The sequence below is a fragment of the Pseudomonas sp. SST3 genome, from assembly GCF_003325755.1.
Genome location: NZ_QORI02000009.1, coordinates 30227 through 49530, shown reverse-complemented (window position 1 = coordinate 49530; position 19304 = coordinate 30227). Strand labels below are relative to the sequence as shown.

Sequence of the window (19304 nt, the reverse complement as noted above, 5' to 3'; positions counted from 1 at the left end):
GTAATTTTCCTGCGGCGTGCCGCTGGACCAACAGCGATGTTTGCCGTTGCATGCATCAGATAAATCACCGCGACCTTCCCGCCTGGGCTGTTGTGATGGCGAGCTTTCGTGAGTAATCGTCGTTGCGGTGGCTTCCTTTACCGGCGGGTTTCGGTAGGCTCCGCTGAACAATCGGAAATGGCGGTAAGAGAGGTGTCTTTTGGCAAATGCCGATGCAGAGCTTAACGAACTCAGCCGTCATGACGTATGGGCTGGGTTCAAGCAGCTGACGCCCATTTCACTGTTCGTTGTCGTGTTTGGTCTGGCCTTTGGGTTGGCTGCGACGCAGGCGGGGCTGGATAACTATTCCGCCATCATCATGAGCACCCTGGTTTTTGCCGGTGCCTCACAGTTTGCCTCACTGGAGCTGTGGGGCGCGCATGTTCCCGTCGTTCCGCTGGTGGTGACCGTGTTTGCCGTCAACGCGCGGCATCTGTTGATGGGCGCGACTTTATACCCCTGGCTACGCCATCTGCCGCCGGCGAAACGCTATGCCGTCATGTTCGTCGTCTCGGATGCCAACTGGGCAATGTCCATGCAGGCGTTCAGCCTCGGCAAGCCTGGTCTGGGCATTCTGTTCGGCGGCGGCCTTGCGCTCTGGACGTTCTGGGTGCTGGGCACCTGGCTTGGTCTCTATTTCGGCAGTGCCATCCATGACCCGGTCAGTTGGGGGCTTGACATGGTCATGGGGTGTTTCCTTCTGGCGATGGTCGTCGGCGGGAAGAAAAACCTGCGCATGATCCTTATCTGGATAGTCGCCGGGTGTGCATCGATGTTGGCGTACTGGTACCTGCCCGCCAATAGCCACGTGGTTGCTGGCGCGCTGGCAGGTGGGATACTAGGCGCGCTGTGGATGGAGAAGAAAAAGTGACTATCGAGACGGCGGGATCCGGCGTGCTGATCATCATTCTGATCATGGCCGTAGTGACCCTGGTGACTCGCTGGGGCGGCGTGTTTGCAATGTCATTCGTGCCCATCAGCCCCAGGACGGAGCAGTTCATCAGCGCCATGTCCGGTTCGGTGCTGGTGGCGTTGCTGACACCCATGGCGGTCAACGGAGACAACGGTGCCCGGCTGGCTTTCCTGGTCACGGCGGTGACGATGCTGCTGGTCAAGAAGCCGTTGCCGGCGATCGCCGCCGGGGTGATCGCCGTGGCGTTGTTTCGGCAGCTCTGAGCCCGGCTCGATCGCTACGGCCTTGCAGCGGAAGTCTGTGTCCTGCGCTGGCGGGCGGTCAGTTCCGTAGCCAGCGAAGCATGCTGACAGCCGCCACCCGTCCGCTGGCGAAGCAGCCAGTGAGCAGGTATCCCCCGGTCGGTGCTTCCCAATCGAGCATTTCACCGGCACAGAACACGCCGGGCGACTGGCGCAGCATCAGGCCGTCGTCCAGCGCCTCGAATGTCACGCCGCCAGCGCTGCTGATCGCCTCCTCCAGCGGCCGCGGGCGCAGCAGGGTGATGGGCAGCGCCTTGATTGCCGCGGCGAGCGCTTCAGGGGTCTGAAACGTCTCGGCGCTGGTCAGCTCGCGGAGCAGAGCGGCCTTTACGCCGTCGAGCCCCAGCTGGCGCTTGAGGTGCTTGGCCATGGATTGCGAACCACGGGGTTTGCTCAGCGCTCGGATGGCCTTTTCCAGAGGATGATCGGGTAGCAGGTCCAGTTTCACGGTGGCCTTGCCGCTTTGCTCGATAGCCTGGCGGATCTCAGCGGACAGCGCGTAGACCAGGCTGCCTTCGATACCGCTGGCGGTGATCACGAACTCGCCTTTGCGCGGCGTATTGCCGGGCAACGTGAGACTCACGGTCTTCAATGGCGCGCCGGCGAACTTGTCCTGCAGGAACTGGCTCCAGCCCGCCACCTCGAATCCGCAATTGGCCGGGCGCAGCGTCGCGACGTCGATCCCGCGATCCTGCAACAGGCATACCCAGGCGCCATCGGAACCCAGTCGCGCCCAGCTGCCGCCACCCAGTGCCAGCAGGACGGCATCGGCATGGACGTTGAACTCAGCGTCCGGCCCTTGCAGCCGGAGACTGCCGTCGGCGCTCCAGCCCAGCCAGCGATGGCGCGTGTGAATCCGTACCCCGGCGTCGCGCAGGCGGCGCAGCCAGGCGCGCAGCAGGGGAGCGGCCTTCATGTCGGACGGAAACACACGACCGGAGCTGCCGACAAAGGTGTCGATTCCCAGCCCATGAATCCATTCGCGCAGCGCCTCGGGGCCGAACCCCTCGAGCAGGCGCTCTAACTCAGGAGCACGTTCGCGATAGCGAGCCACGAAGGGCTCGAAGGCTTCGGAATGGGTGATGTTCATTCCGCCGACGCCGGCCAGCAGGAATTTGCGACCGACCGACGGCATGGCGTCATACAGGTCGACAGCGACGCCGGCCTGGCTCAGCACTTCTGCGGCCATCAGCCCGGCGGGGCCGCCGCCGATGATGGCGATACGGGAGGGCTTGTGGATTGGAAGCATGGTTCAGGCCTGGCGTTACGAGGCCGGCATTGTAGCGAATGCCGTTCCGATGCTCGCAGATATCATCGTGCAGGTGCAGGTGCACCTGCACTCGTAGGAGCGAGCTTGCTCGCGAATCGCAGCCACGCAAAAGCTTCGCCGGCAAGGACTCGGCGTCCCCCTGGCTCCTACAAATGCCCGAGCAGGAAGAAGTTGTTCAGCCCAGTCCGTAGCGCTGCCATGCCTCGGCTGCGCTGAAATGCAGCTGCGCATGCCGGCGAGCGAGCAGTGCGCGGTCTTTGTCATAGCCACCGCCGATCACACCGACCACCGGAATGTCCCGGCCCAGGCAGTGCTCGATCACCGCGCTGTCGCGCATCGCCAGTCCGTCGTCGCTGAGGTTGAGCAGGCCCAGTGCGTCGTCGCGATGGACGTCTACGCCGGCGTCGTAGATCACCAGATCCGGCTGATACAGGGGCAACAGATAGCTGAGGGTGTCATCGACCACCTTGAGATATTCGGCATCTTCGAGTCCCGGGGACAGGCCGATGTCCCAATCGCTGCGGGCCTTGCGAGCGGGAAAGTTCTTTTCGCAATGCAGGGAGACCGTAACGGCGTCGGCCGTATGTTCGAGGATCCGCGCGGTGCCGTCGCCCTGATGTACATCGCAATCGAAAATCAGCACGCGACCGACGCGACCGCTCTCCAGCAGCGAGAGCGCGATCACCGCCAGGTCGTTGAAAATGCAGAAGCCTGAGGCGTGGTCGTGATGGGCATGGTGGGTGCCGCCGGCCAGATGGCAGGCTAACCCATGCTGCAGCGCCAGTTCGGCCGCCAGCAGCGAGCCACCGACCGCGCGCACGGTGCGCTGCGCCAACGGCGGGCTCCAGGGCAGGCCCAGGCGGCGCAGTTCCTCGCGGCTCATGTCGCCGCTGCAATAACGCTCGACATAAGCGCGATCATGCGCGAGGGCGAGCAGCTCTGTCGGGCACAGCGCCGGGCGCAATAGCGCCTCGTCTGTGGTCAAACCGCTGGCGACCAGGTGATCGCGCAGCAGCCGGAATTTCTCCATGGGGAAGCGATGCCCCGGCGGCAGCGGCGGGCTGTAGTCGTCATGGTAGATCAGCGGTAGCAACATCGATCGGCGCCCGAATGGTCAGCCGAAAGTATGCCGACTCGGTAGCGAACCCCTCAAGGAAATGACATGGAAGACGCGATAGCGCGTATCGAACTGGACACTACCCGTCTGCGGCTGCGTACCTGGCGGGACGAAGACCTCGATCCCCTGGCCGAAATGTGCGCCGATCCGCTGGTGATGCGCTATTTCCCTGCGTTGCTGTCACGCGATGATTGCGCCGCCGCGATGGCTCGCTGTCGAATTCACTTTACCCGCCACGGCTTCGGCTTCTGGGCACTGGAGCGCAAGGATGACGGGCGCTTCATCGGCATGGCCGGGCTGGCCTGGAGTCGCCTGCAACAGCCGTTCTGCCCCGTCGTCGAAATCGGCTGGCGACTCGCTCGGGACCAGTGGCGACAGGGCCTGGCCCGGGAGGCGGCAGAAGCCAGCCTGACCTGCGCTTTCGAGCGCCTGCAGCTGCCGGAAGTGGTGGCCTACACCGCGGCGGTCAATGAACCGTCCAGGGCGCTGATGGATGCGCTGGGCATGCGGCACGAAGCGCGAGATGACTTCGACCATCCGGACGTGCCCGAAGACCATCCGCTGCGTGCCCACGTGCTGTACCGGATGACGCGGGATAACTGGGTCGATACCCGACGATAAGCGCAATTGCTGGAGTGAGTCCGGTGGAATACGTAACATTGCGCGCCTGCCCCGTGCCGTATACCTAAAGGAACAACACCATGACCGACACCCTAGACACGCTGGTCAACCTGCTATCGCTGGAACGAATCGAGGAAAACCTGTTTCGCGGTGCCAGCCAGGACTTAGGGTTTCCGCAGCTGTTCGGCGGCCAGGTGGTCGGTCAGGCGTTGTCCGCGGCCAGCCAGACCGTGGTCCCTGAGCGTCATGTGCACTCCATGCATGGCTATTTCCTGCGCCCTGGCGACTCCCATCAGCCGGTGGTCTATGACGTCGATCGGGTGCGTGATGGCGGTAGTTTCAGCACTCGTCGCGTCAGTGCGATTCAGAAAGGCCAGACCATTTTCACCTGCAGTGCCTCGTTTCAGGCGGATGAGACCGGCTTCGAGCATCAGTTGCCGATGCCCGAAGTGGTTGGGCCGGAAAACCTTCTCAGCGAGTGGGAGCTGATGCACAAGCTGACGGCACTGGTCCCCGAACGAGTGGCGGAGAAGCTGCGTCGGCCCAAGCCCATCGAGATTCGCCCGGTGACGCTGCAGGATCCGGTCAATCCCCAGCCGATCGAACCGATCCGGCATATCTGGTTCCGCGCGGACGGCTCGCTGCCGGACAACCCTGCGCTGCATAAGTACCTGGTCGCCTACGCGTCGGATTTCAGCTTCATCGGCACTGCGCTGCAGCCCCACGGCGTCAGCTCCTGGAGCAAGTTCATTCAGCTGGCAAGCCTCGACCATGCCATCTGGTTCCATCGCGAGGTTCGCGCGGACGAATGGCTGCTGTACTCCATGGATAGCCCCTGGGCTGGCAATGCTCGCGGTTTCGCCCGCGGGAGCATTTTCAATCGCGCCGGCGAGCTGGTCGCATCGGTGGCACAAGAGGGACTGATTCGCGTGCGCGAGGATTGGAAATGAGCCTGTCCGATTCGCGGCATTGGGTGTTCGATATGGACGGCACCTTGACGCTCGCTGTGCACGATTTCCCGGCCATCAAGCGGGCGCTGGATATCCCCGAGGATGACGACATCCTGCACCATCTGGCCGCGCTACCGCCCGACGAGGCGGCGGGCAAGCGTGCCTGGTTGCTGGAACACGAACGTGAACTCGCTTGCGCCGCCAGCCCGGCGCCAGGCGCCCGTGAGTTGCTGCACGCATTGCGTGATCGCGGTTGTCGGCTGGGCGTACTGACGCGCAACGCGCACGAACTGGCGCTGGTGACCCTACAGGCAGTCGGCATGGGCGACTGTTTCGCCAGCGAAGACATCCTCGGCCGCGACGAGGCGCCGCCCAAGCCTGATCCCGGCGGTTTGCTGCACCTGGCAGACAGATGGTCCATCGCGCCGAGCGAGCTGGTGATGGTGGGTGACTACCGCTTCGACCTGGAGTGCGCGAAAGCGGCCGGCGCGCGCGGTGTGCTGGTCAACCTGCCGGAAAATCCCTGGCCGGAGCTGACCGCCCTGCATGCCCGCGATTGCCTGCATCTGCGCGAGATGCTGACGGGCTAGCGAACCGCAAATGCCCGGGCGCGAGGGTTGCTCTCGCATTGGCTTGCACTGCTTTGTCGGAGGCTCGCCCGGGGCGAAGCTTTTGGCATTTGAGCGGGCCGGGCGGCCCCTTTCGCCGCGGGGCGCGCCTCCCACGAATAGGCAGGTCGGCGAGGGCTTGGTTTGCTTTGCCTTTGCTTACCGCCCTGCTTGCTCTGGCTCAGTGGGAGGCCCGACCCGGGGCGAAGCTTTTGGCATTTGAGCGGGCCGGGCGGCCCCTTTCGCCGCGGGGCGCGCCTCCCACGAAAAGGCAGGTCGGCGAGGGCTTGGTTTGCCTTTGCTTACCCGCCCTGCTTGCTCTGGCCTTAGTGGGAGGCCCGACCGGGGGCGAAGTTTTTGCCTTTTGAGCGGGGCCGGGAGACCCCTTGCGCCGAGGGCGCGCCTATTACAAAAAGCAGCTCAATACAGGGCCTGGTACAGCTTGCGGCGATAGGTAGTGACCAGCGGATGGTCGTTGCCCAGCAGGTCGAACACCTGTAGCAAGGTCTTGTGCGGCAGGCCGTCGGCGTAGGCGCGGTTGCGCATGAACAGCTTGAGCAGAGCGTCCAGGGCCGCTTCGTGCTGTTGGCGTGCCAGTTGCTGAATCGCCAGTTGGTAGGCGGCTTCATCGTCCTCGGCATTCTGTGCCAGACGGCTCTTCAGATCGGCGACTTCGGGCAGATCATCGGCCTGACGCAGAAAAGTCAGCTGCGCGCGGGCCCCAGCGAGGGCCTGTTTGTGCTCGTCACCCTTGACCGCGCCGAGCACAGTTTCGGCCTCGCCCAGTTCACCGCGTTCGGCCAGGCAGCGTGCATAGAGGATCAGCGCGGCTGCGTTTTCATTGTCTTCGGCCAGCAGCAGCTTGAGCTGATGCTCCGCTTCGCTGATGCGACCCTCTGCGAACAATTGCTGTGCACCTTCCAGCAGATCGGCCTCGGGGGCCGCAGGCGCCTGTACGTGCGGTTCCAGCATGGCGCGAACAGCCGACTCCGGCTGCGCACCGGCGAAGCCATCGACCGGCTGGCCATCCTTGAACAGCACTACGGTGGGCAGGCTGCGCACGCCGAAGCGGGCCACGACATCCTGCTCGATATCGCAGTTGATCTTGGCCAGCAGCAGCTCGCCCTGGTACTCCTCGGTGATCTTCGCCAGCAGTGGCATCAGCGCCTTGCACGGCGCACACCACTCGGCCCAGAAATCCACCAGCACTGGCTTGTGAAAGGAGTTTTCCAGCACCAGCTGCTCGAAGTTGGCGCTGCTGACATCGAAGATGTAGGGAGTCTGGCTCATTGGAAGTCTCGGAATGGGCACATGCGAAATGAGGCGTGCATGTTAAGTGGGGGCGCGCTGGAGCGGAAGCAAGTAGCGCGAATCGATATCAACGGTTCGGGGCCGTCAACTGCCAACGCTCCTGCTCACGGTAGCGCACGCCGTTGGGAGTGTTTTCAGACACGAAGAGGCCGAAGTGTTCGACCCGCCAATCGAAACTGGGCGGCTTAACGTTCGACTGAACCTGCGCCTCGCGCGACAGCGTCACGTGTGGCAGGAAGGGTCGCGAGTCGAGGGCGAAGCCATGGGCGGACAGGCCGGCATGCAGCTGCTCGACCAGTTGGCTCAACGGCGGCGGGACCTGGTTCGGAATCAGGCAGGCGAAGCCATGGCCGATCGTCTGCAACTGATCCAGGTGCAGCATGAAGGCGTCGGCGCGCAGGTGATCGCCGAGGCGCTTCAGGCCGTCCAGCTGCGCCGCCGGCTGGCTGCCGAGAAAGGCCAGGGTGAGATGCAGGTTGGCCTGCGCCACAGGGCGACTGCCAAGGTTCTGTTGGTCACGCCAGCTACCGATGGCTTCTGCCAATTCCGGCGGGCAGGGCAGGGCGAAGAACAGACGCAGGGGATCGTCGGTGGTCATGGCTTGCTCCTTCGGCATTGGCGTCGCGACCTGCAGTGGACCCTAGCCGGCTGCTCGTGATTCAGCCGCTGTCTGTCGAGTGGCGTGGTAGAGGCTGACCCGGCGAAATTCAGTAGGCTCGGCGAGGTCCGGCCAGGTGCAGGCGTCGAGGAGTGCCAGGCGGCTGTAGAGCGGATGCTGGAAATCTCGCACCCGCGAGTCCGCAATCAGCGCCTGGCGACCCCGGCTCAGGAACTGATCCAGCAGCGGCAAGTTCGCCCGGTCATAAAGCACATCGGCGACGATGATCAGATCGTAGCGATCGGCCTCGCCGAAGAAATCCGTCGAATAGCGTAGCTGCACGCCGTTGAGCGCCGCGTTGGCACGGCAGGCTGCCAGCGCCAGCGGGTCGAGGTCACAGGCCACGGCTTCCAGCGCGCCGGCTTTGGCCGCGGCGATGGCAGCAACGCCTGAGCCCGCACCGAAATCCAGCACCCGTTTGCCGCGTACCCACTCCGGGTGTGCGGCCAGCCAGCGCGCCAGCACCAGGCCGCTGGCCCAGCAGAAACACCAGTAGGGTGGCTCTTCCAGGATCCGCCGGGTTTCCTCGGGGCTGAACGCACGGCCCATGTTCGCCGCGTCGATCAGCCACAGCCGGATGTCGGTATCGGGCAGGGTTTCAGCGATCAGGTGCGCATCGCCGAGCAGGTCGTTTAGCGCGACCTGCAATGCTTCGGGCGGCATCAAGGTGCTGGCACCAGGTGTAGCGGGCCCAGTGACTGGCTGGCAGGACTGCTGACCTGCACGGCTGGCAGGCGCATGATCAGCTGTCCCGAGCGGGTCACGCGTCCGCGCAGCTCCACGTCCCGGCCTTGGGGGAATTTCTCGGCGTTGAATTTGAGAATGAACGGTAATTCGCTGCCTCGGCCTTGCAGGCGGACGTTGCTCAGCAAGCGGTCGGGCTGGTCGCGCCGGTTGACTTCCAGCAATGCCAGTTCGACTTCACTGCCGGCTGGAGCGCCGATCAGGCTGCCGTGCAACTCATGCAGCACGCTGGTCGCCTGCGGAGGTTCCTCGAACGTGACAGGTGCGGATGGGCGCTGGGACTGTTGGCTCGAACAGCCAACCAGCACCAGCAACAAGAGGGGCAGAACGAGGGGGCGTAACGGCACGGACGACTCCGGAATCTGGCGGTAATGCGCGCCTGTATAGCAACAATCCGCTCGATTTGTCTTGCCGACCGGATGCGCTAACATGGCTCTCCCGACGTCTGACAGCTCTAACCCATGCATTGTCCCTTTTGTGGTGCACATGACACCAAAGTCATCGATTCGCGCCTTGTAGCCGAGGGCGATCAGGTGCGCCGTCGCCGCGAGTGCCTCGCCTGCGGCGAACGTTTCACCACCTTCGAAACCGCCGAGCTGGTCATGCCGCGCTTGATCAAGCAGGACGGCAGCCGGCAGCCGTTCGACGAAGAAAAGCTGCGTGCCGGCATGCAACGCGCGCTGGAGAAACGCCCGGTCAGTGTCGAGCGTCTGGAAGAGGCGATCGCGCATATCAAACATCGTCTGCGCGCCACCGGCGAGCGGGAAATCAAGTCGCGGGTGCTGGGCGAACTGGTGATGGTCGAGCTGCAGAAGCTCGATGAAGTTGCCTACATTCGTTTTGCTTCGGTCTATCGCCGCTTTCAGGACCTCAACGAGTTCCGTGAGGAAATCGATCGCCTTTCCCGCGAGCCCGTGAAAAACGAATGACCGCCTCCGACCACGCCTGGATGGCTCGTGCGCTGCAGTTGGCGCGCAAGGGCCTGTATTCGACGCATCCCAACCCTCGAGTCGGCTGTGTGATCGTCGCCGATGGCGAGCTGATCGGTGAGGGCTGGCACGTACGTGCCGGTGAGCCGCACGCCGAGGTGCATGCGCTGCGTCAGGCTGGTGAGCGCGCCCGCGGCGCCACGGCCTACGTCACGCTCGAGCCGTGCAGCCATCATGGACGCACGCCGCCCTGCGCCGAAGCATTGGTCAGCGCCGGCGTCGGACGCGTGGTGGCCGCCATGCAAGACCCCAATCCACAAGTGGCCGGCCGTGGGCTGGCTCGCCTGCAGAGCGTAGGCATCGAGGTCGCCAGCGGTGTGCTGGAAAACGAAGCGCGGGCATTGAATGCCGGTTTCATCAAACGCATGGAAACCGGCCTACCGCTGTTACGCACGAAACTGGCGATGAGCCTCGACGGCCGCACCGCCATGGCCAGTGGAGAAAGCCAGTGGATCACCGGCCCGGCCGCTCGCGCCGAGGTGCAGCGTCTGCGTGCGCAATCCAGTGTGGTGTTGACGGGCGCCGATACGGTGCTGATGGATCAGGCGCGCCTGACGGTGCGCGCTGCCGAGCTGGGGCTGGATGGCGAACTCACCGCGTTGGCGATGCAGCGCCCGCCGCTGCGGGTGTTGATCGATGGCCGGTTGCGGGTGCCATTGAGTGCCGCCTTCTTCCAGGCCGGCGCCGCGCTGGTAGCGACATCCACAGCCGGTCGCACCGAGCCGTACTGCGCTGCCGGTCATGAGGTGTTGGAGCTGGACAGCGGCGACGGCCGTGTCGACCTGCGCGGCCTGCTGCGCGAGCTTGCCAGTCGCGGCGCTAACGAAGTGTTGCTCGAAGCCGGCCCGCGTCTCGCCGGTGCCTTCGCCGCCCTGGGGCTGATCGACGAGTACCAGATCTTCGTCGCCGCCAAATTCCTCGGTTCCTCGGCACGCCCGCTGCTGGATCTGTCGTTGACGCACATGAGCGATGCCCCTGGTTTGAAGATCGAGAGTATCCGTGCGGTCGGCGACGACTGGCGCATCATTGCCCACCCGACCACTGATGCCTGAAGGCATGGCCCGCTAGGGGCGTGCTTACTCAATTCGCCGGTTTGAGGCCATTGTGATCCAACTTGGCGCGACGCTTGTTGGTACCCAGCACCAGCCGCGCGAGCAGGCTGTCATGGTGAGGGTTGCCGAAGTGGAACAGCGTGGTCGCGCGAAGCATGTCGGGGTCGCACTGGTCGTTGGCGTGCAGGCTGCGGTAGCCCGAGAACAGGTAGAGATTGCCTGGAACCAACTTCAGACGGATCGGTGAGAGCCAGCCACGCCGGACCGCAAAGGCGACCAGTTTTTGGCTGAGGGTGTTGTGCAGCAGTGCTTTCTCGATCACGTTGAGAAGGGCATTGAAACGGACGGGGCGGATATTCGGAAAGATGATCAGGTCTCCACAGTGCTCGCCCTCCGTAGGGATGAACAAGGGGAGCAGCGCAGTGATCGCGGTGGCATCGAAATGGTAAAAATGCGATTGCCTGAGCCCGCTCCGGCCCTGTAGGCAGCGGATCACCGGGAAGACCTGCTCCGTCGCGGAAGGGTCTCGGCCAGCCTGGAGCTGATAGAGGTCCGCCAGCATTTCCTTGAATGGCGCAGAAAGCGCCAGGCTCGCCATGACGCTGCCGCTTAATGCTTCGATGCCGTGGACCGCGAAATACTCGCCGTCACGGCTAGCCGCCTGCTGCTCGATGAAAACGCGGGCTTGTTCGAGCATTTCAGGCGAAAGGTAGTTTTCCAGCACCGTGAAGCCATTGGAGTCGATCTCCGCCGCCCATTGCGCAGCCGTCCGCTCCGTAGTCGCAACCCCTGACATATCCATCTCTCTCGGCACATGAATAAATGGTCCGGAGCGTGTTCCTGATCGCGGCCTGATCTGCACGGGGGATCGTCAAAATACGAGCTGATCCTGGCTCGGCGTATCGGTGCGATGAATGCCGGAGCGACGTTCCATCCTGATCGTCTTGTTCTGCCATCGCCTCTGAACGCATGTTCCTTAGGCGCTGCGATGGGTATGGACAAACAAGCGCAACGGTAGTTCGCGTTGCGCTTGTAAATCTGCGGGGCAGTCCGGGCGACGATAAAGCGCCGAGTAACCAATTCCGAGGGGCGCGTTCCGCAGCGAACGGGTCAGCTCGGTACTCAAGCGCTTCGCCCGGCGCGGGCTTCCCGCGAAAGCGGCTCGTGCGCTACGTCGTTTTTTGTTGCGTCGCGGCCAAAGGTCGTTTGCCGGCTGCAGAAATGGCCCATCTGTGGTAAAAACTGCGCCGGGCCATTATCGGTCCACGTTCTCAGGGCGGGGCGAAATTCCCCACCGGCGGTGATGGCGCAGTTCTTAGGGCTGAAGCGCAGTAGCGTTCAGTTTGCGTCTAGCCCGCGAGCGCTTGCTCAGGCAAGGTCAGCAGACCCGGTGTGATTCCGGGGCCGACGGTATAGTCCGGATGAGAGAGAGCGGGATGCCTCGACGGGCGCCGTTCGTGCGCACGTCTACTCCCTATCGATCTGCAGCGCCCTGTTTTATCCAAAACAGGAGTTCGTCATATGCATCGTTTCAACAGCCTTCCATGGGAGGCGGCATGTTCACCGGAATAATCGAATCCATCGGAACCATTGGTGCGATGACGCCCAAGGGCGGCGACGTGCGGGTGCTGGTCGAGACTGGCAAGCTGGACCTGGCCGATGTGAAGCTCGGCGACAGCATCGCGGTCAACGGTGTCTGCCTGACTGCAGTCGAACTGCCGGGCAACGGCTTCTGGGCCGACGTCAGCCGCGAAACACTGGCGCGCACGGCTTTCGTTGATCTCAAGACCGGTAGCCGGGTGAATCTGGAGAAGGCGCTGATGCCAACCAGCCGTCTCGGTGGCCACCTGGTAAGCGGTCACGTCGACGGTGTCGGCGAGGTGGTGGCACGCGAGGAAAATGCCCGCGCTGTGCAGTTCCGCATTCGCGCGCCGCGCGAGTTGGCCAAGTACATCGCGCTCAAAGGTTCGATCACCGTTGACGGCACCAGTCTCACCGTCAATGCGGTGAACGGCGCCGAATTCGAACTCACCATCGTCCCGCATACCCTGGCCGAAACCATCATGGTCGACTACCGGCCCGGGCGGCAGGTGAATCTGGAAGTGGATCTGCTGGCCCGTTACCTGGAGCGCCTGCTATTGGGCGACAAGGCGGCCGAGCCGAATGCCTCCGGTCTGACGGAAAGCTTCCTGGCCGAACACGGCTATCTGAACAAGTAAGGACTGGCCAAATGGCTCTGAACACCGCTGAAGAACTGATCGAAGACATCCGCGCCGGCAAGATGGTCATCCTCATGGATGACGAGGACCGCGAGAACGAGGGCGACATCATCATCGCCTCCGAATGCGTGACCGCCGAACACATCAACTTCATGGCCCGTTTCGCACGCGGCCTGATTTGCATGCCAATGACGCGTGAGCGCTGCGAAACCCTGCAGCTGCCGCTGATGGCGCCGCGCAACGGCTCCGGTTTCGGCACCAAGTTCACCGTCTCCATTGAAGCCGCCGAAGGCGTCACCACCGGCATCTCCGCTGCTGATCGCGCCCGCACCGTGCAGGCGGCCGTGGCGAAAGACGCGGTGGCCGAGGATATCGTCAGCCCCGGTCATATTTTCCCGCTGATGGCCCAGCCTGGTGGAGTACTGGCGCGTGCCGGTCACACCGAGGCGGCTTGCGATCTGGCCCGTATGGCCGGGCTCGAACCATCCGGCGTGATCTGCGAAATCATGAACGACGACGGCACCATGGCGCGTCGTCCGGAGCTGGAGCTGTTCGCCGAGCAGCATGGCCTCAAGATCGGCACCATCGCCGACCTGATCCATTACCGAATGATCCACGAGCGTACCGTCGAGAGAGTATCCGAGCAGCCGCTGGAAACCGAGTTGGGACAATTCAAGCTGGTCACCTACCGCGACGGTGTGGAAGACACCGTGCACATGGCGCTGACCCGCGGTGAGATATCGCCGGAAAACCCGACGCTGGTGCGTGTGCACAATATGGAGCCGTTGCGCGATCTGCTGCTGGTGACCGTGCCGGGACGCTGGAGCCTGCGCGCCGCGATGAGTGAAGTGGCCAAGGCTGGCAGTGGCGTGGTGCTGCTGCTGGGCAATCCGCTGACCGGTCCGCAACTGCTGGCTCAGCTCAACCGCCAGCAACTCCCGACGCCGGCGACCTACAGCACGGTTGGGGCAGGTTCGCAGATTCTTCGGGACCTTGGCGTACGCAAGATGCGACTGATGAGTTCGCCGATGAAGTTCAACGCGATATCCGGCTTTGATCTGGAAGTTGTAGAATACCTGCCCGCCGAATAAGTGATGCCAGGGCGCCGCGACGAAACGCGGCGCCTTCGTTCTTTAAAGAGATGAGAAACCACCTATGACACTGAAGACCATCGAAGGTACCTTCATCGCCCCGCAGGGCAAGTTCGCCCTGGTCGTTGGCCGCTTCAACAGCTTCGTTGTCGAGAGCCTGGTGAGCGGCGCTGTCGATGCGCTGGTACGCCACGGCATACGTGAAGACGCCATCACCATCATCCGCGCACCGGGTGCCTTCGAAATTCCGCTGGTGGCGCAGAAAGTCGCCCAGCAGGGTGAATACGACGCCATTATCGCCCTCGGCGCGGTCATTCGCGGCGGCACCCCGCACTTCGAATACGTTGCAGGCGAATGCACCAAGGGCCTTTCGCAGGTCTCCATGGAGTTCGGCGTGCCGGTCGCTTTCGGCGTGCTGACCGTCGATTCCATCGAGCAGGCCATCGAGCGCTCCGGCACCAAAGCCGGCAACAAGGGCGCCGAAGCCGCACTCTCCGCTCTGGAAATGGTGAGCCTGCTGGCGCAGCTGGAGGCCAAGTGAGCCTGAATCACGACGACAGCCAGGACGCTCCCCAGCCCAAGGCCAAGGGCAAGATCGCCACACGCCGTGTGGCGCGCAGCCTGGCGATGCAGGCGCTTTATCAGTGGCACATGGCGGGTCAGAGCCTCAACGAAATCGAGGCGCAGTTTCGCGTCGACAACGATTTCTCCGGCGTCGACGGCAACTACTTCCATGAACTGCTGACCGGTGTGGCGCGTGCCAAGACCGAAGTCGACGGCGCCATCGTGCCTCACCTCGATCGGCCGCTCGAAGAACTCGACCCGGTGGAACTGGCTGTTCTGCGCCTGTCCACCTACGAGTTGATGCATCGCATCGACGTACCCTACCGGGTGGTGATCAACGAGGGCATCGAGCTGGCCAAGGTGTTCGGCGCGACCGACGGACACAAGTTCGTCAACGGTGTGCTGGACAAGCTGGCGCCCAGTCTTCGCAGTGCCGAGGTCAGCGCTCACAAGCGCTGAGCCTGCACGGCCTGATGGGTGAGTTCGAGCTGATCCGCCACTACTTCGCCGCCGCCGCTTGCGCCAGGGCGGGCGGTGATGTGGCGTTGGGCATCGGAGATGACTGCGCCTTGCTGGCTTTGCCAGCGGGCGAGCATTTGGCGGTTTCCAGCGACACGCTAGTCGCCGGCGTGCACTTCCCCGATCCCTGCGATCCCTACCTGCTTGGCCAGCGTGCGCTGGCGGTTTCTGCCAGCGATCTGGCCGGCATGGGCGCGACGCCCATCGGTTTTACCCTCGCCCTGACCCTTCCTGCGGCCGATCCCGGTTGGCTATCCAAGTTCGCTCGTGGCCTCGACGCGATGGCGGCGGGCTGTGCCATGCGCCTGATTGGCGGCGATACCACGCGTGGCCCGCTGAGCATGACCCTGACGGTGTTCGGGCGGGTACCAGCCGGCCAGGCGCTACTGCGCAGCGGCGCGCAGCCGGGCGATCTGCTTTGTGTCGGTGGGGCTCTTGGCGATGCAGCTGGCGCGCTGCCGATCGTGCTGGGTGAGCGCGAGCAGGGCACCGCCGAAGCGGCGGCGCTGCTCAGGCGCTACTGGTTGCCGCAACCACAGCTGGCGCTGGGGCAGGCATTGCGCGGCAAGGCGAGCGCGGCACTGGATATTTCCGACGGTCTGCTGGCTGACTGCGGACATATCGCCGCCGCGTCCGGCGTTTTGTTGTGCATCGAACAGCAGAAGCTACCCTTGTCGGACGCCCTGGTACGGTTCGCTGGACATGATCAAGCACTGCAGCATGGCCTGACGGGCGGTGATGATTACGTGCTGGCATTTACCTTGCCCGCCGAACAGCTGCCGGCCCTGCAGGCCGATGGCTGGTCGCTTCATGTGATCGGGCATGTTGCAGCCGGAACGGGCGTGCAGCTGCTGAATGCCGATGGCCAGGCGATCACTCTCGCCAGTCAGGGTTACAACCATTTCAGTGGCTGAGCGGCTCGGATAGCTCCGCCAGAATAGAGAGGACAGCCGTTTGACTGATTCGCTGCAGCCCACCGCCGAACCGATTCCACTCTCGGTATGGAGCAACCCCTGGCACAACCTGGCGTTCGGCTTGGGCTCTGGAACGCTGCCGAAGGCGCCCGGCACCTGGGGTTCGCTGGCGGCCCTGGCGTTCGTGCCGCTGTGGCAGGCCTTGCCAGGCTGGGGCTACGGGCTGGTGATCATCGCCAGCATGCTGTTCGGCATCTGGCTGTGCGGTAAGGTCGCCCAGGATCTGGGGGTGCATGACCATGAAGGTATCGTCTGGGATGAGTTCGCCGGCATCTGGATCACCTTCTGGCTGGTTCCCGCAGGCTGGTACTGGTTGCTGCTCGGCTTCGTCGTATTTCGCCTGTTGGATATCCTCAAGCCTTGGCCGATCAGTTGGGTCGATCGGCAGATTCACGGCGGGCTGGGCATCATGCTCGACGACATTCTCGCCGGCTTGGCCGCTTGCGGCCTGATGCACCTTGCGGTGTTGTGGTTGGGCTAGAGCTGTTAGCTGGTAACCTCAAGTTCGCCGATTTGGGCCTATCTGTGAAGCTGCGGCGAGGTTTCGGGCAGGCTTGAGCTATGGATAAACGGATTACCGCAAAGGCCGCCTGGCTCAAGCTGTGCGTCTGGTCGCTGTAAGGGTGGTCAGGCTCATGGAAGAATGCCGACCTACCCGTCTCAAGGAAGCTCCGCTGATGCGCGCCATTGTCTTGATGCTCGCCGCCAACCTCTTGCTTTTTTCGTATGGCAGCGCGGCGGCGCCGCGGGTGCAGGTGGTTGGCTTGTTTCCTGGCGCTGCCGTGTTGAATGTCGATGGCCAACGCAAACTGGTTCGGGTGGGTCAGGTGGGGCCGGGCGGCGTGGAAGTGCTGAGCGCCGACTCGAAAGGTGCGGTGCTGCGCGTCGAGGGTATCGAGCGCCAATATGGATTAAGCCGCGAACTCAGCGCCGGTTTCGCCGAGCCCGAACGGCGACAATTGAGCATCGCTCAGGGGCAGGGCGGTCATTACTGGGTGGCCGGCTCGATCAACGCGCAGCCAGTGCAGTTTCTCGTCGATACCGGCGCTACCTCCGTGGCGATCAATGAGATCCAGGCGCGACGTTTGGGCATCGACTATCGGGTCGATGGCCGGCAGATGGTGGTCAATACGGCCAGCGGCACCGCAAAGGCCTGGCGAGTGCAGCTCAATAGCGTCAAGGTCGGCACAATTGATGTGCTGGGTGTCGAGGCAGTAGTCGTGGAGGGTGCGGCTCCGTCTGACGCGCTGCTGGGCATGAGCTTTCTCGGTCGAGTCAGCTGGCGCGAGGATCAAGGTGTGCTGAAGCTCGAGTCGAAGATCTGAGAAGGCACAGCTTGCAGCGAAAAGGCTGAAGCTCTAGCTACCATAGATCGTACAGCAGCGGTTAGGCTTGCCAGGCGCTGGGCGCCGCCATACTGATTCGCTTCCAGCTTCCAGCTTCCAGCTTCCAGCTTCCAGCTTCCAGCTTGCGGTTGCTGTTACAATGTCCGCTTTCTGCCTTCTGGAGTTTCTCCGGTGTCTGTCGTGTTCGTCGCCGCTTCCAAATTGCCGACGCCGTTCGGTGTGTTCACCATGCATGGGTTTCTCGATCAGGACACCGGCAAAGAGCATGTCGTACTGACGCTGGGCGATGTTGCCGATGGCAAGCCCGTGTTGGGGCGCCTGCACTCTGAATGTCTGACGGGCGATGCCCTATTCAGTTTGCGCTGCGATTGTGGCTTTCAATTGGAAGCCGCACTGCGTGCGATTTCGGAAGAAGGGCGCGGCGCGCTGCTCTATCTTCGCCAGGAGGGTCGTGGCATCGGCCTGCTGAACAAGATCCGAGCCTACGAGCTGCAGGACGGTGGTGCCGATACCGTCGAGGCCAACGAGCGCCTTGGCTTCGCGCCTGATATGCGCGATTACGCGATCTGCCTGCCGATGCTCGAGCATCTGGGCATTTCCGAAATCAAGCTGATGACCAACAACCCGCGCAAGGTCAAGGCGCTGCAGGGCTTCGGTATCCGCGTCGCCGAGCGCATGCCGCTCGAGATTGCTCACAATCCGCACAACCACAAGTATCTCGCCACCAAGGCCGGCAAGCTCGGCCATATGCTCGGCGAGATCCATCAGGGCGAAGCCGAGCAGTCGTGAACCGTACGGCCGCCCGCCGCCAGCTTTCTCGCGATGGCTGGCTGTCTCTGCTGCTGGTCATAGCCCCGGTGCTCATCAGTCGCCAGCTTCCCGAGCTGGCTGGCCGCTTCGGCGAGTCGCTCGCCTTGCCGCTGTTCATCATCGGTCTGGCCTCGCTGTTTCTCAATTTGCCCCGCTTCACCGCCTACAAGCACGCCTTGATCGCCACCGAAAAGGGTTTGGATACCGGGGACGAATCGTCGGCATGGATGGCGCTGCGTGCCGTTCGGTTGCGGGCACTGTGGATCGCAGCGCTACCGGCTTGGCTGGCGGCGATCGGGGCGCCGCTCGGGCTTGAGCCCGTCGCACAGGTGCTGTTGGTCTGTGGCAGCCTGGTGCTGCTAGTGCTCTATCGCATTCCGCGTCAGCTGCAATGATGCGAGTAGCGTTGCTGGTCGTGGTGTCGTTACTTTCGCCGCTGCTTAGCGCCTCCGAGCGGGTCGTCAGCCTGGCGCCCTCGCTGAGTGAAATCATGCTGGAGCTGGACGCCGTCGATCTGCTGGTGGGCGTGCTCGACGGTGGCGAGCGGCCGGGCGCGCTGGTCGGTTTGCCATCCGTGGGACGCCTGGGCCAGCTGGAAATGGAAACCTTGCTAGCGTTGCAGCCAACGCTGGTATTGCTCCGGCCGGACAGCATCAGCCACGCACAACGCGACCAGTTGGCGCAGTTCGGCATACCGGTGCTGGTTGCGCAGCCGGTGTCGCTCGCCCAGCTGGCCGAGCAGTTCGCAATGATTGGCGAGCGGGTTGGGCGGGGTGAGCAGGGACGGGCGCTGGCGCGACGTTTCGAGCAGGGGCTGGGTCAGTTGCGCCGGCGTTACCACCGTGAGCAACCGCTGGCGGTCTTCTATCAGATCTGGAACCGCCCGCTGTACACACTCGGCGGTCGACAAATCATCAGCGATGCCATCGAAGTCTGCGGCGGCCGCAATGTGTTTGCCGATCTCCTGCTGCCAGCGCCTCAGGTCAGCATCGAGTCCGTGCTGTCGCGCAACCCTGAAGTGATTCTGGCGGGTAGCGGCGCACAGTTATCCGAATGGAAGACCTGGCCGCAGCTGGCTGCGGTGCGCAAGGGGCAACTTTGGGAAGTGCCCGACAAGGGGCTGGAAAGGCCTAGCTTCCAGATGCTCGGGGCGATCGGGAAGCTCTGCGCGGTGATGGCGCGGGCGGCGCCCTGAACGAGCGCCACC

Annotated in this window: 24 protein-coding genes and 1 riboswitch; of the genes, 17 read left to right on the top strand and 7 right to left on the bottom strand. The window is 63.4% G+C overall.

Translation table 11 applies throughout. The annotated features are described in order from the left end of the window. Positions 1 to 199: 199 nt before the first annotated feature. Both DQ405_RS11060 and DQ405_RS11055 read left to right on the top strand, forming a co-directional pair. Positions 200 to 910, top strand: a complete 711-nt coding sequence (locus DQ405_RS11060; RefSeq protein ID WP_168424273.1) for an AzlC family ABC transporter permease — start codon at positions 200 to 202, stop codon at positions 908 to 910. Further along, the gene (locus tag DQ405_RS11055; protein WP_168424272.1) at positions 907 to 1215 is read left to right on the top strand and encodes an AzlD domain-containing protein; all 309 of its coding nucleotides are present in this window, start codon (positions 907 to 909) and stop codon (positions 1213 to 1215) included. Before DQ405_RS11060 ends, DQ405_RS11055 begins: the two co-directional genes overlap by 4 nt. Positions 1216 to 1273: 58 nt before the next feature. On the opposite strand, the gene DQ405_RS11050 is transcribed toward DQ405_RS11055, so the two are convergent. Next, complete coding sequence (locus tag DQ405_RS11050) at positions 1274 to 2503, bottom strand: TIGR03862 family flavoprotein (RefSeq protein WP_168424271.1); 1230 nt, start codon at positions 2501 to 2503, stop codon at positions 1274 to 1276. Positions 2504 to 2699: 196 nt separating this feature from the next. Beyond that, positions 2700 to 3620 carry a histone deacetylase family protein gene (locus DQ405_RS11045; RefSeq protein ID WP_168424270.1) on the bottom strand — a complete coding sequence of 307 codons (921 nt, stop codon included), beginning with the start codon at positions 3618 to 3620 and terminating at the stop codon, positions 2700 to 2702. 66 nt (positions 3621 to 3686) lie between these two features. Between DQ405_RS11045 and DQ405_RS11040 the strand changes: the two genes are divergently transcribed. The 3 genes from DQ405_RS11040 (at position 3687) to DQ405_RS11030 (ending at position 5802) form a co-directional block, all read left to right on the top strand. Beyond that, a complete protein-coding gene (locus DQ405_RS11040; protein WP_168424269.1) occupies positions 3687 to 4262 on the top strand; it encodes a GNAT family N-acetyltransferase in 576 nt (191 codons plus the stop codon). Between the two features lie 80 nt (positions 4263 to 4342). Further along, positions 4343 to 5212 (top strand): acyl-CoA thioesterase II, encoded by an 870-nt coding sequence (gene tesB / locus DQ405_RS11035; protein WP_168424268.1) that lies wholly within the window; start codon positions 4343 to 4345, stop codon positions 5210 to 5212. Further along, positions 5209 to 5802, top strand: a complete 594-nt coding sequence (locus DQ405_RS11030; protein ID WP_168424267.1) for an HAD family hydrolase — start codon at positions 5209 to 5211, stop codon at positions 5800 to 5802. The genes tesB and DQ405_RS11030 overlap by 4 nt, the downstream gene beginning before the upstream one ends. A 438-nt stretch (positions 5803 to 6240) precedes the next feature. On the opposite strand, the gene trxA is transcribed toward DQ405_RS11030, so the two are convergent. The 4 genes from trxA to DQ405_RS11010 all read right to left on the bottom strand — a co-directional run bounded on the left by trxA (position 6241) and on the right by DQ405_RS11010 (position 8880). Further along, the gene (gene trxA, locus DQ405_RS11025) at positions 6241 to 7110 is read right to left on the bottom strand and encodes a thioredoxin (RefSeq protein ID WP_168424266.1); all 870 of its coding nucleotides are present in this window, start codon (positions 7108 to 7110) and stop codon (positions 6241 to 6243) included. An 88-nt stretch (positions 7111 to 7198) separates the two neighbouring features. After that, entirely contained in the window at positions 7199 to 7729 is a 531-nt protein-coding gene (gene thpR, locus DQ405_RS11020; protein ID WP_168424265.1) for an RNA 2',3'-cyclic phosphodiesterase, read from the bottom strand. 42 nt (positions 7730 to 7771) lie between these two features. Further along, a complete protein-coding gene (locus DQ405_RS11015) occupies positions 7772 to 8452 on the bottom strand; it encodes a class I SAM-dependent methyltransferase (RefSeq protein ID WP_168424407.1) in 681 nt (226 codons plus the stop codon). Then, complete coding sequence (locus tag DQ405_RS11010; protein ID WP_168424264.1) at positions 8452 to 8880, bottom strand: YbaY family lipoprotein; 429 nt, start codon at positions 8878 to 8880, stop codon at positions 8452 to 8454. The genes DQ405_RS11015 and DQ405_RS11010 overlap by 1 nt, the downstream gene beginning before the upstream one ends. A 114-nt stretch (positions 8881 to 8994) precedes the next feature. On the opposite strand from DQ405_RS11010, the gene nrdR reads away from it, so the two are divergent. Both nrdR and ribD read left to right on the top strand, forming a co-directional pair. Then, complete coding sequence (gene nrdR / locus DQ405_RS11005; protein WP_168424263.1) at positions 8995 to 9462, top strand: transcriptional regulator NrdR; 468 nt, start codon at positions 8995 to 8997, stop codon at positions 9460 to 9462. Beyond that, the gene (gene ribD / locus DQ405_RS11000; RefSeq protein WP_168424262.1) at positions 9459 to 10574 is read left to right on the top strand and encodes a bifunctional diaminohydroxyphosphoribosylaminopyrimidine deaminase/5-amino-6-(5-phosphoribosylamino)uracil reductase RibD; all 1116 of its coding nucleotides are present in this window, start codon (positions 9459 to 9461) and stop codon (positions 10572 to 10574) included. Before nrdR ends, ribD begins: the two co-directional genes overlap by 4 nt. A 28-nt stretch (positions 10575 to 10602) precedes the next feature. Here ribD and DQ405_RS10995 read toward each other — a convergent pair whose 3' ends face one another. After that, entirely contained in the window at positions 10603 to 11370 is a 768-nt protein-coding gene (locus tag DQ405_RS10995; RefSeq protein ID WP_168424261.1) for a hypothetical protein, read from the bottom strand. A 467-nt stretch (positions 11371 to 11837) separates the two neighbouring features. Then, positions 11838 to 12011, top strand: a riboswitch (FMN riboswitch). Between the two features lie 119 nt (positions 12012 to 12130). On the opposite strand from DQ405_RS10995, the gene DQ405_RS10990 reads away from it, so the two are divergent. The 10 genes from DQ405_RS10990 to DQ405_RS10945 all read left to right on the top strand — a co-directional run bounded on the left by DQ405_RS10990 (position 12131) and on the right by DQ405_RS10945 (position 19292). Further along, complete coding sequence (locus DQ405_RS10990; protein WP_168424260.1) at positions 12131 to 12793, top strand: riboflavin synthase; 663 nt, start codon at positions 12131 to 12133, stop codon at positions 12791 to 12793. 11 nt (positions 12794 to 12804) lie between these two features. After that, entirely contained in the window at positions 12805 to 13884 is a 1080-nt protein-coding gene (gene ribBA, locus DQ405_RS10985) for a bifunctional 3,4-dihydroxy-2-butanone-4-phosphate synthase/GTP cyclohydrolase II (protein WP_168424259.1), read from the top strand. A 64-nt stretch (positions 13885 to 13948) separates the two neighbouring features. Continuing rightward, on the top strand, positions 13949 to 14425 hold the full coding sequence (ribH, locus tag DQ405_RS10980; RefSeq protein WP_021206703.1) for a 6,7-dimethyl-8-ribityllumazine synthase: 477 nt from the start codon (positions 13949 to 13951) through the stop codon (positions 14423 to 14425). Beyond that, positions 14422 to 14907 carry a transcription antitermination factor NusB gene (gene nusB, locus DQ405_RS10975; RefSeq protein WP_168424258.1) on the top strand — a complete coding sequence of 162 codons (486 nt, stop codon included), beginning with the start codon at positions 14422 to 14424 and terminating at the stop codon, positions 14905 to 14907. Before ribH ends, nusB begins: the two co-directional genes overlap by 4 nt. An 11-nt stretch (positions 14908 to 14918) precedes the next feature. Beyond that, positions 14919 to 15881, top strand: a complete 963-nt coding sequence (thiL, locus tag DQ405_RS10970) for a thiamine-phosphate kinase (RefSeq protein ID WP_168424406.1) — start codon at positions 14919 to 14921, stop codon at positions 15879 to 15881. A 40-nt stretch (positions 15882 to 15921) separates the two neighbouring features. Further along, positions 15922 to 16422: a phosphatidylglycerophosphatase A family protein gene (locus tag DQ405_RS10965; protein ID WP_168424257.1), complete on the top strand. Its 501-nt coding sequence runs from the start codon at positions 15922 to 15924 to the stop codon at positions 16420 to 16422. Positions 16423 to 16618: 196 nt separating this feature from the next. Then, positions 16619 to 17266: a retropepsin-like aspartic protease family protein gene (locus DQ405_RS10960; RefSeq protein WP_168424256.1), complete on the top strand. Its 648-nt coding sequence runs from the start codon at positions 16619 to 16621 to the stop codon at positions 17264 to 17266. Between the two features lie 192 nt (positions 17267 to 17458). Continuing rightward, complete coding sequence (gene ribA, locus DQ405_RS10955) at positions 17459 to 18076, top strand: GTP cyclohydrolase II (RefSeq protein ID WP_168424255.1); 618 nt, start codon at positions 17459 to 17461, stop codon at positions 18074 to 18076. Then, positions 18073 to 18492 carry a hypothetical protein gene (locus DQ405_RS10950; RefSeq protein ID WP_168424254.1) on the top strand — a complete coding sequence of 140 codons (420 nt, stop codon included), beginning with the start codon at positions 18073 to 18075 and terminating at the stop codon, positions 18490 to 18492. The genes ribA and DQ405_RS10950 overlap by 4 nt, the downstream gene beginning before the upstream one ends. Continuing rightward, complete coding sequence (locus DQ405_RS10945; RefSeq protein WP_168424253.1) at positions 18489 to 19292, top strand: cobalamin-binding protein; 804 nt, start codon at positions 18489 to 18491, stop codon at positions 19290 to 19292. Before DQ405_RS10950 ends, DQ405_RS10945 begins: the two co-directional genes overlap by 4 nt. Positions 19293 to 19304 lie beyond the last annotated feature (12 nt).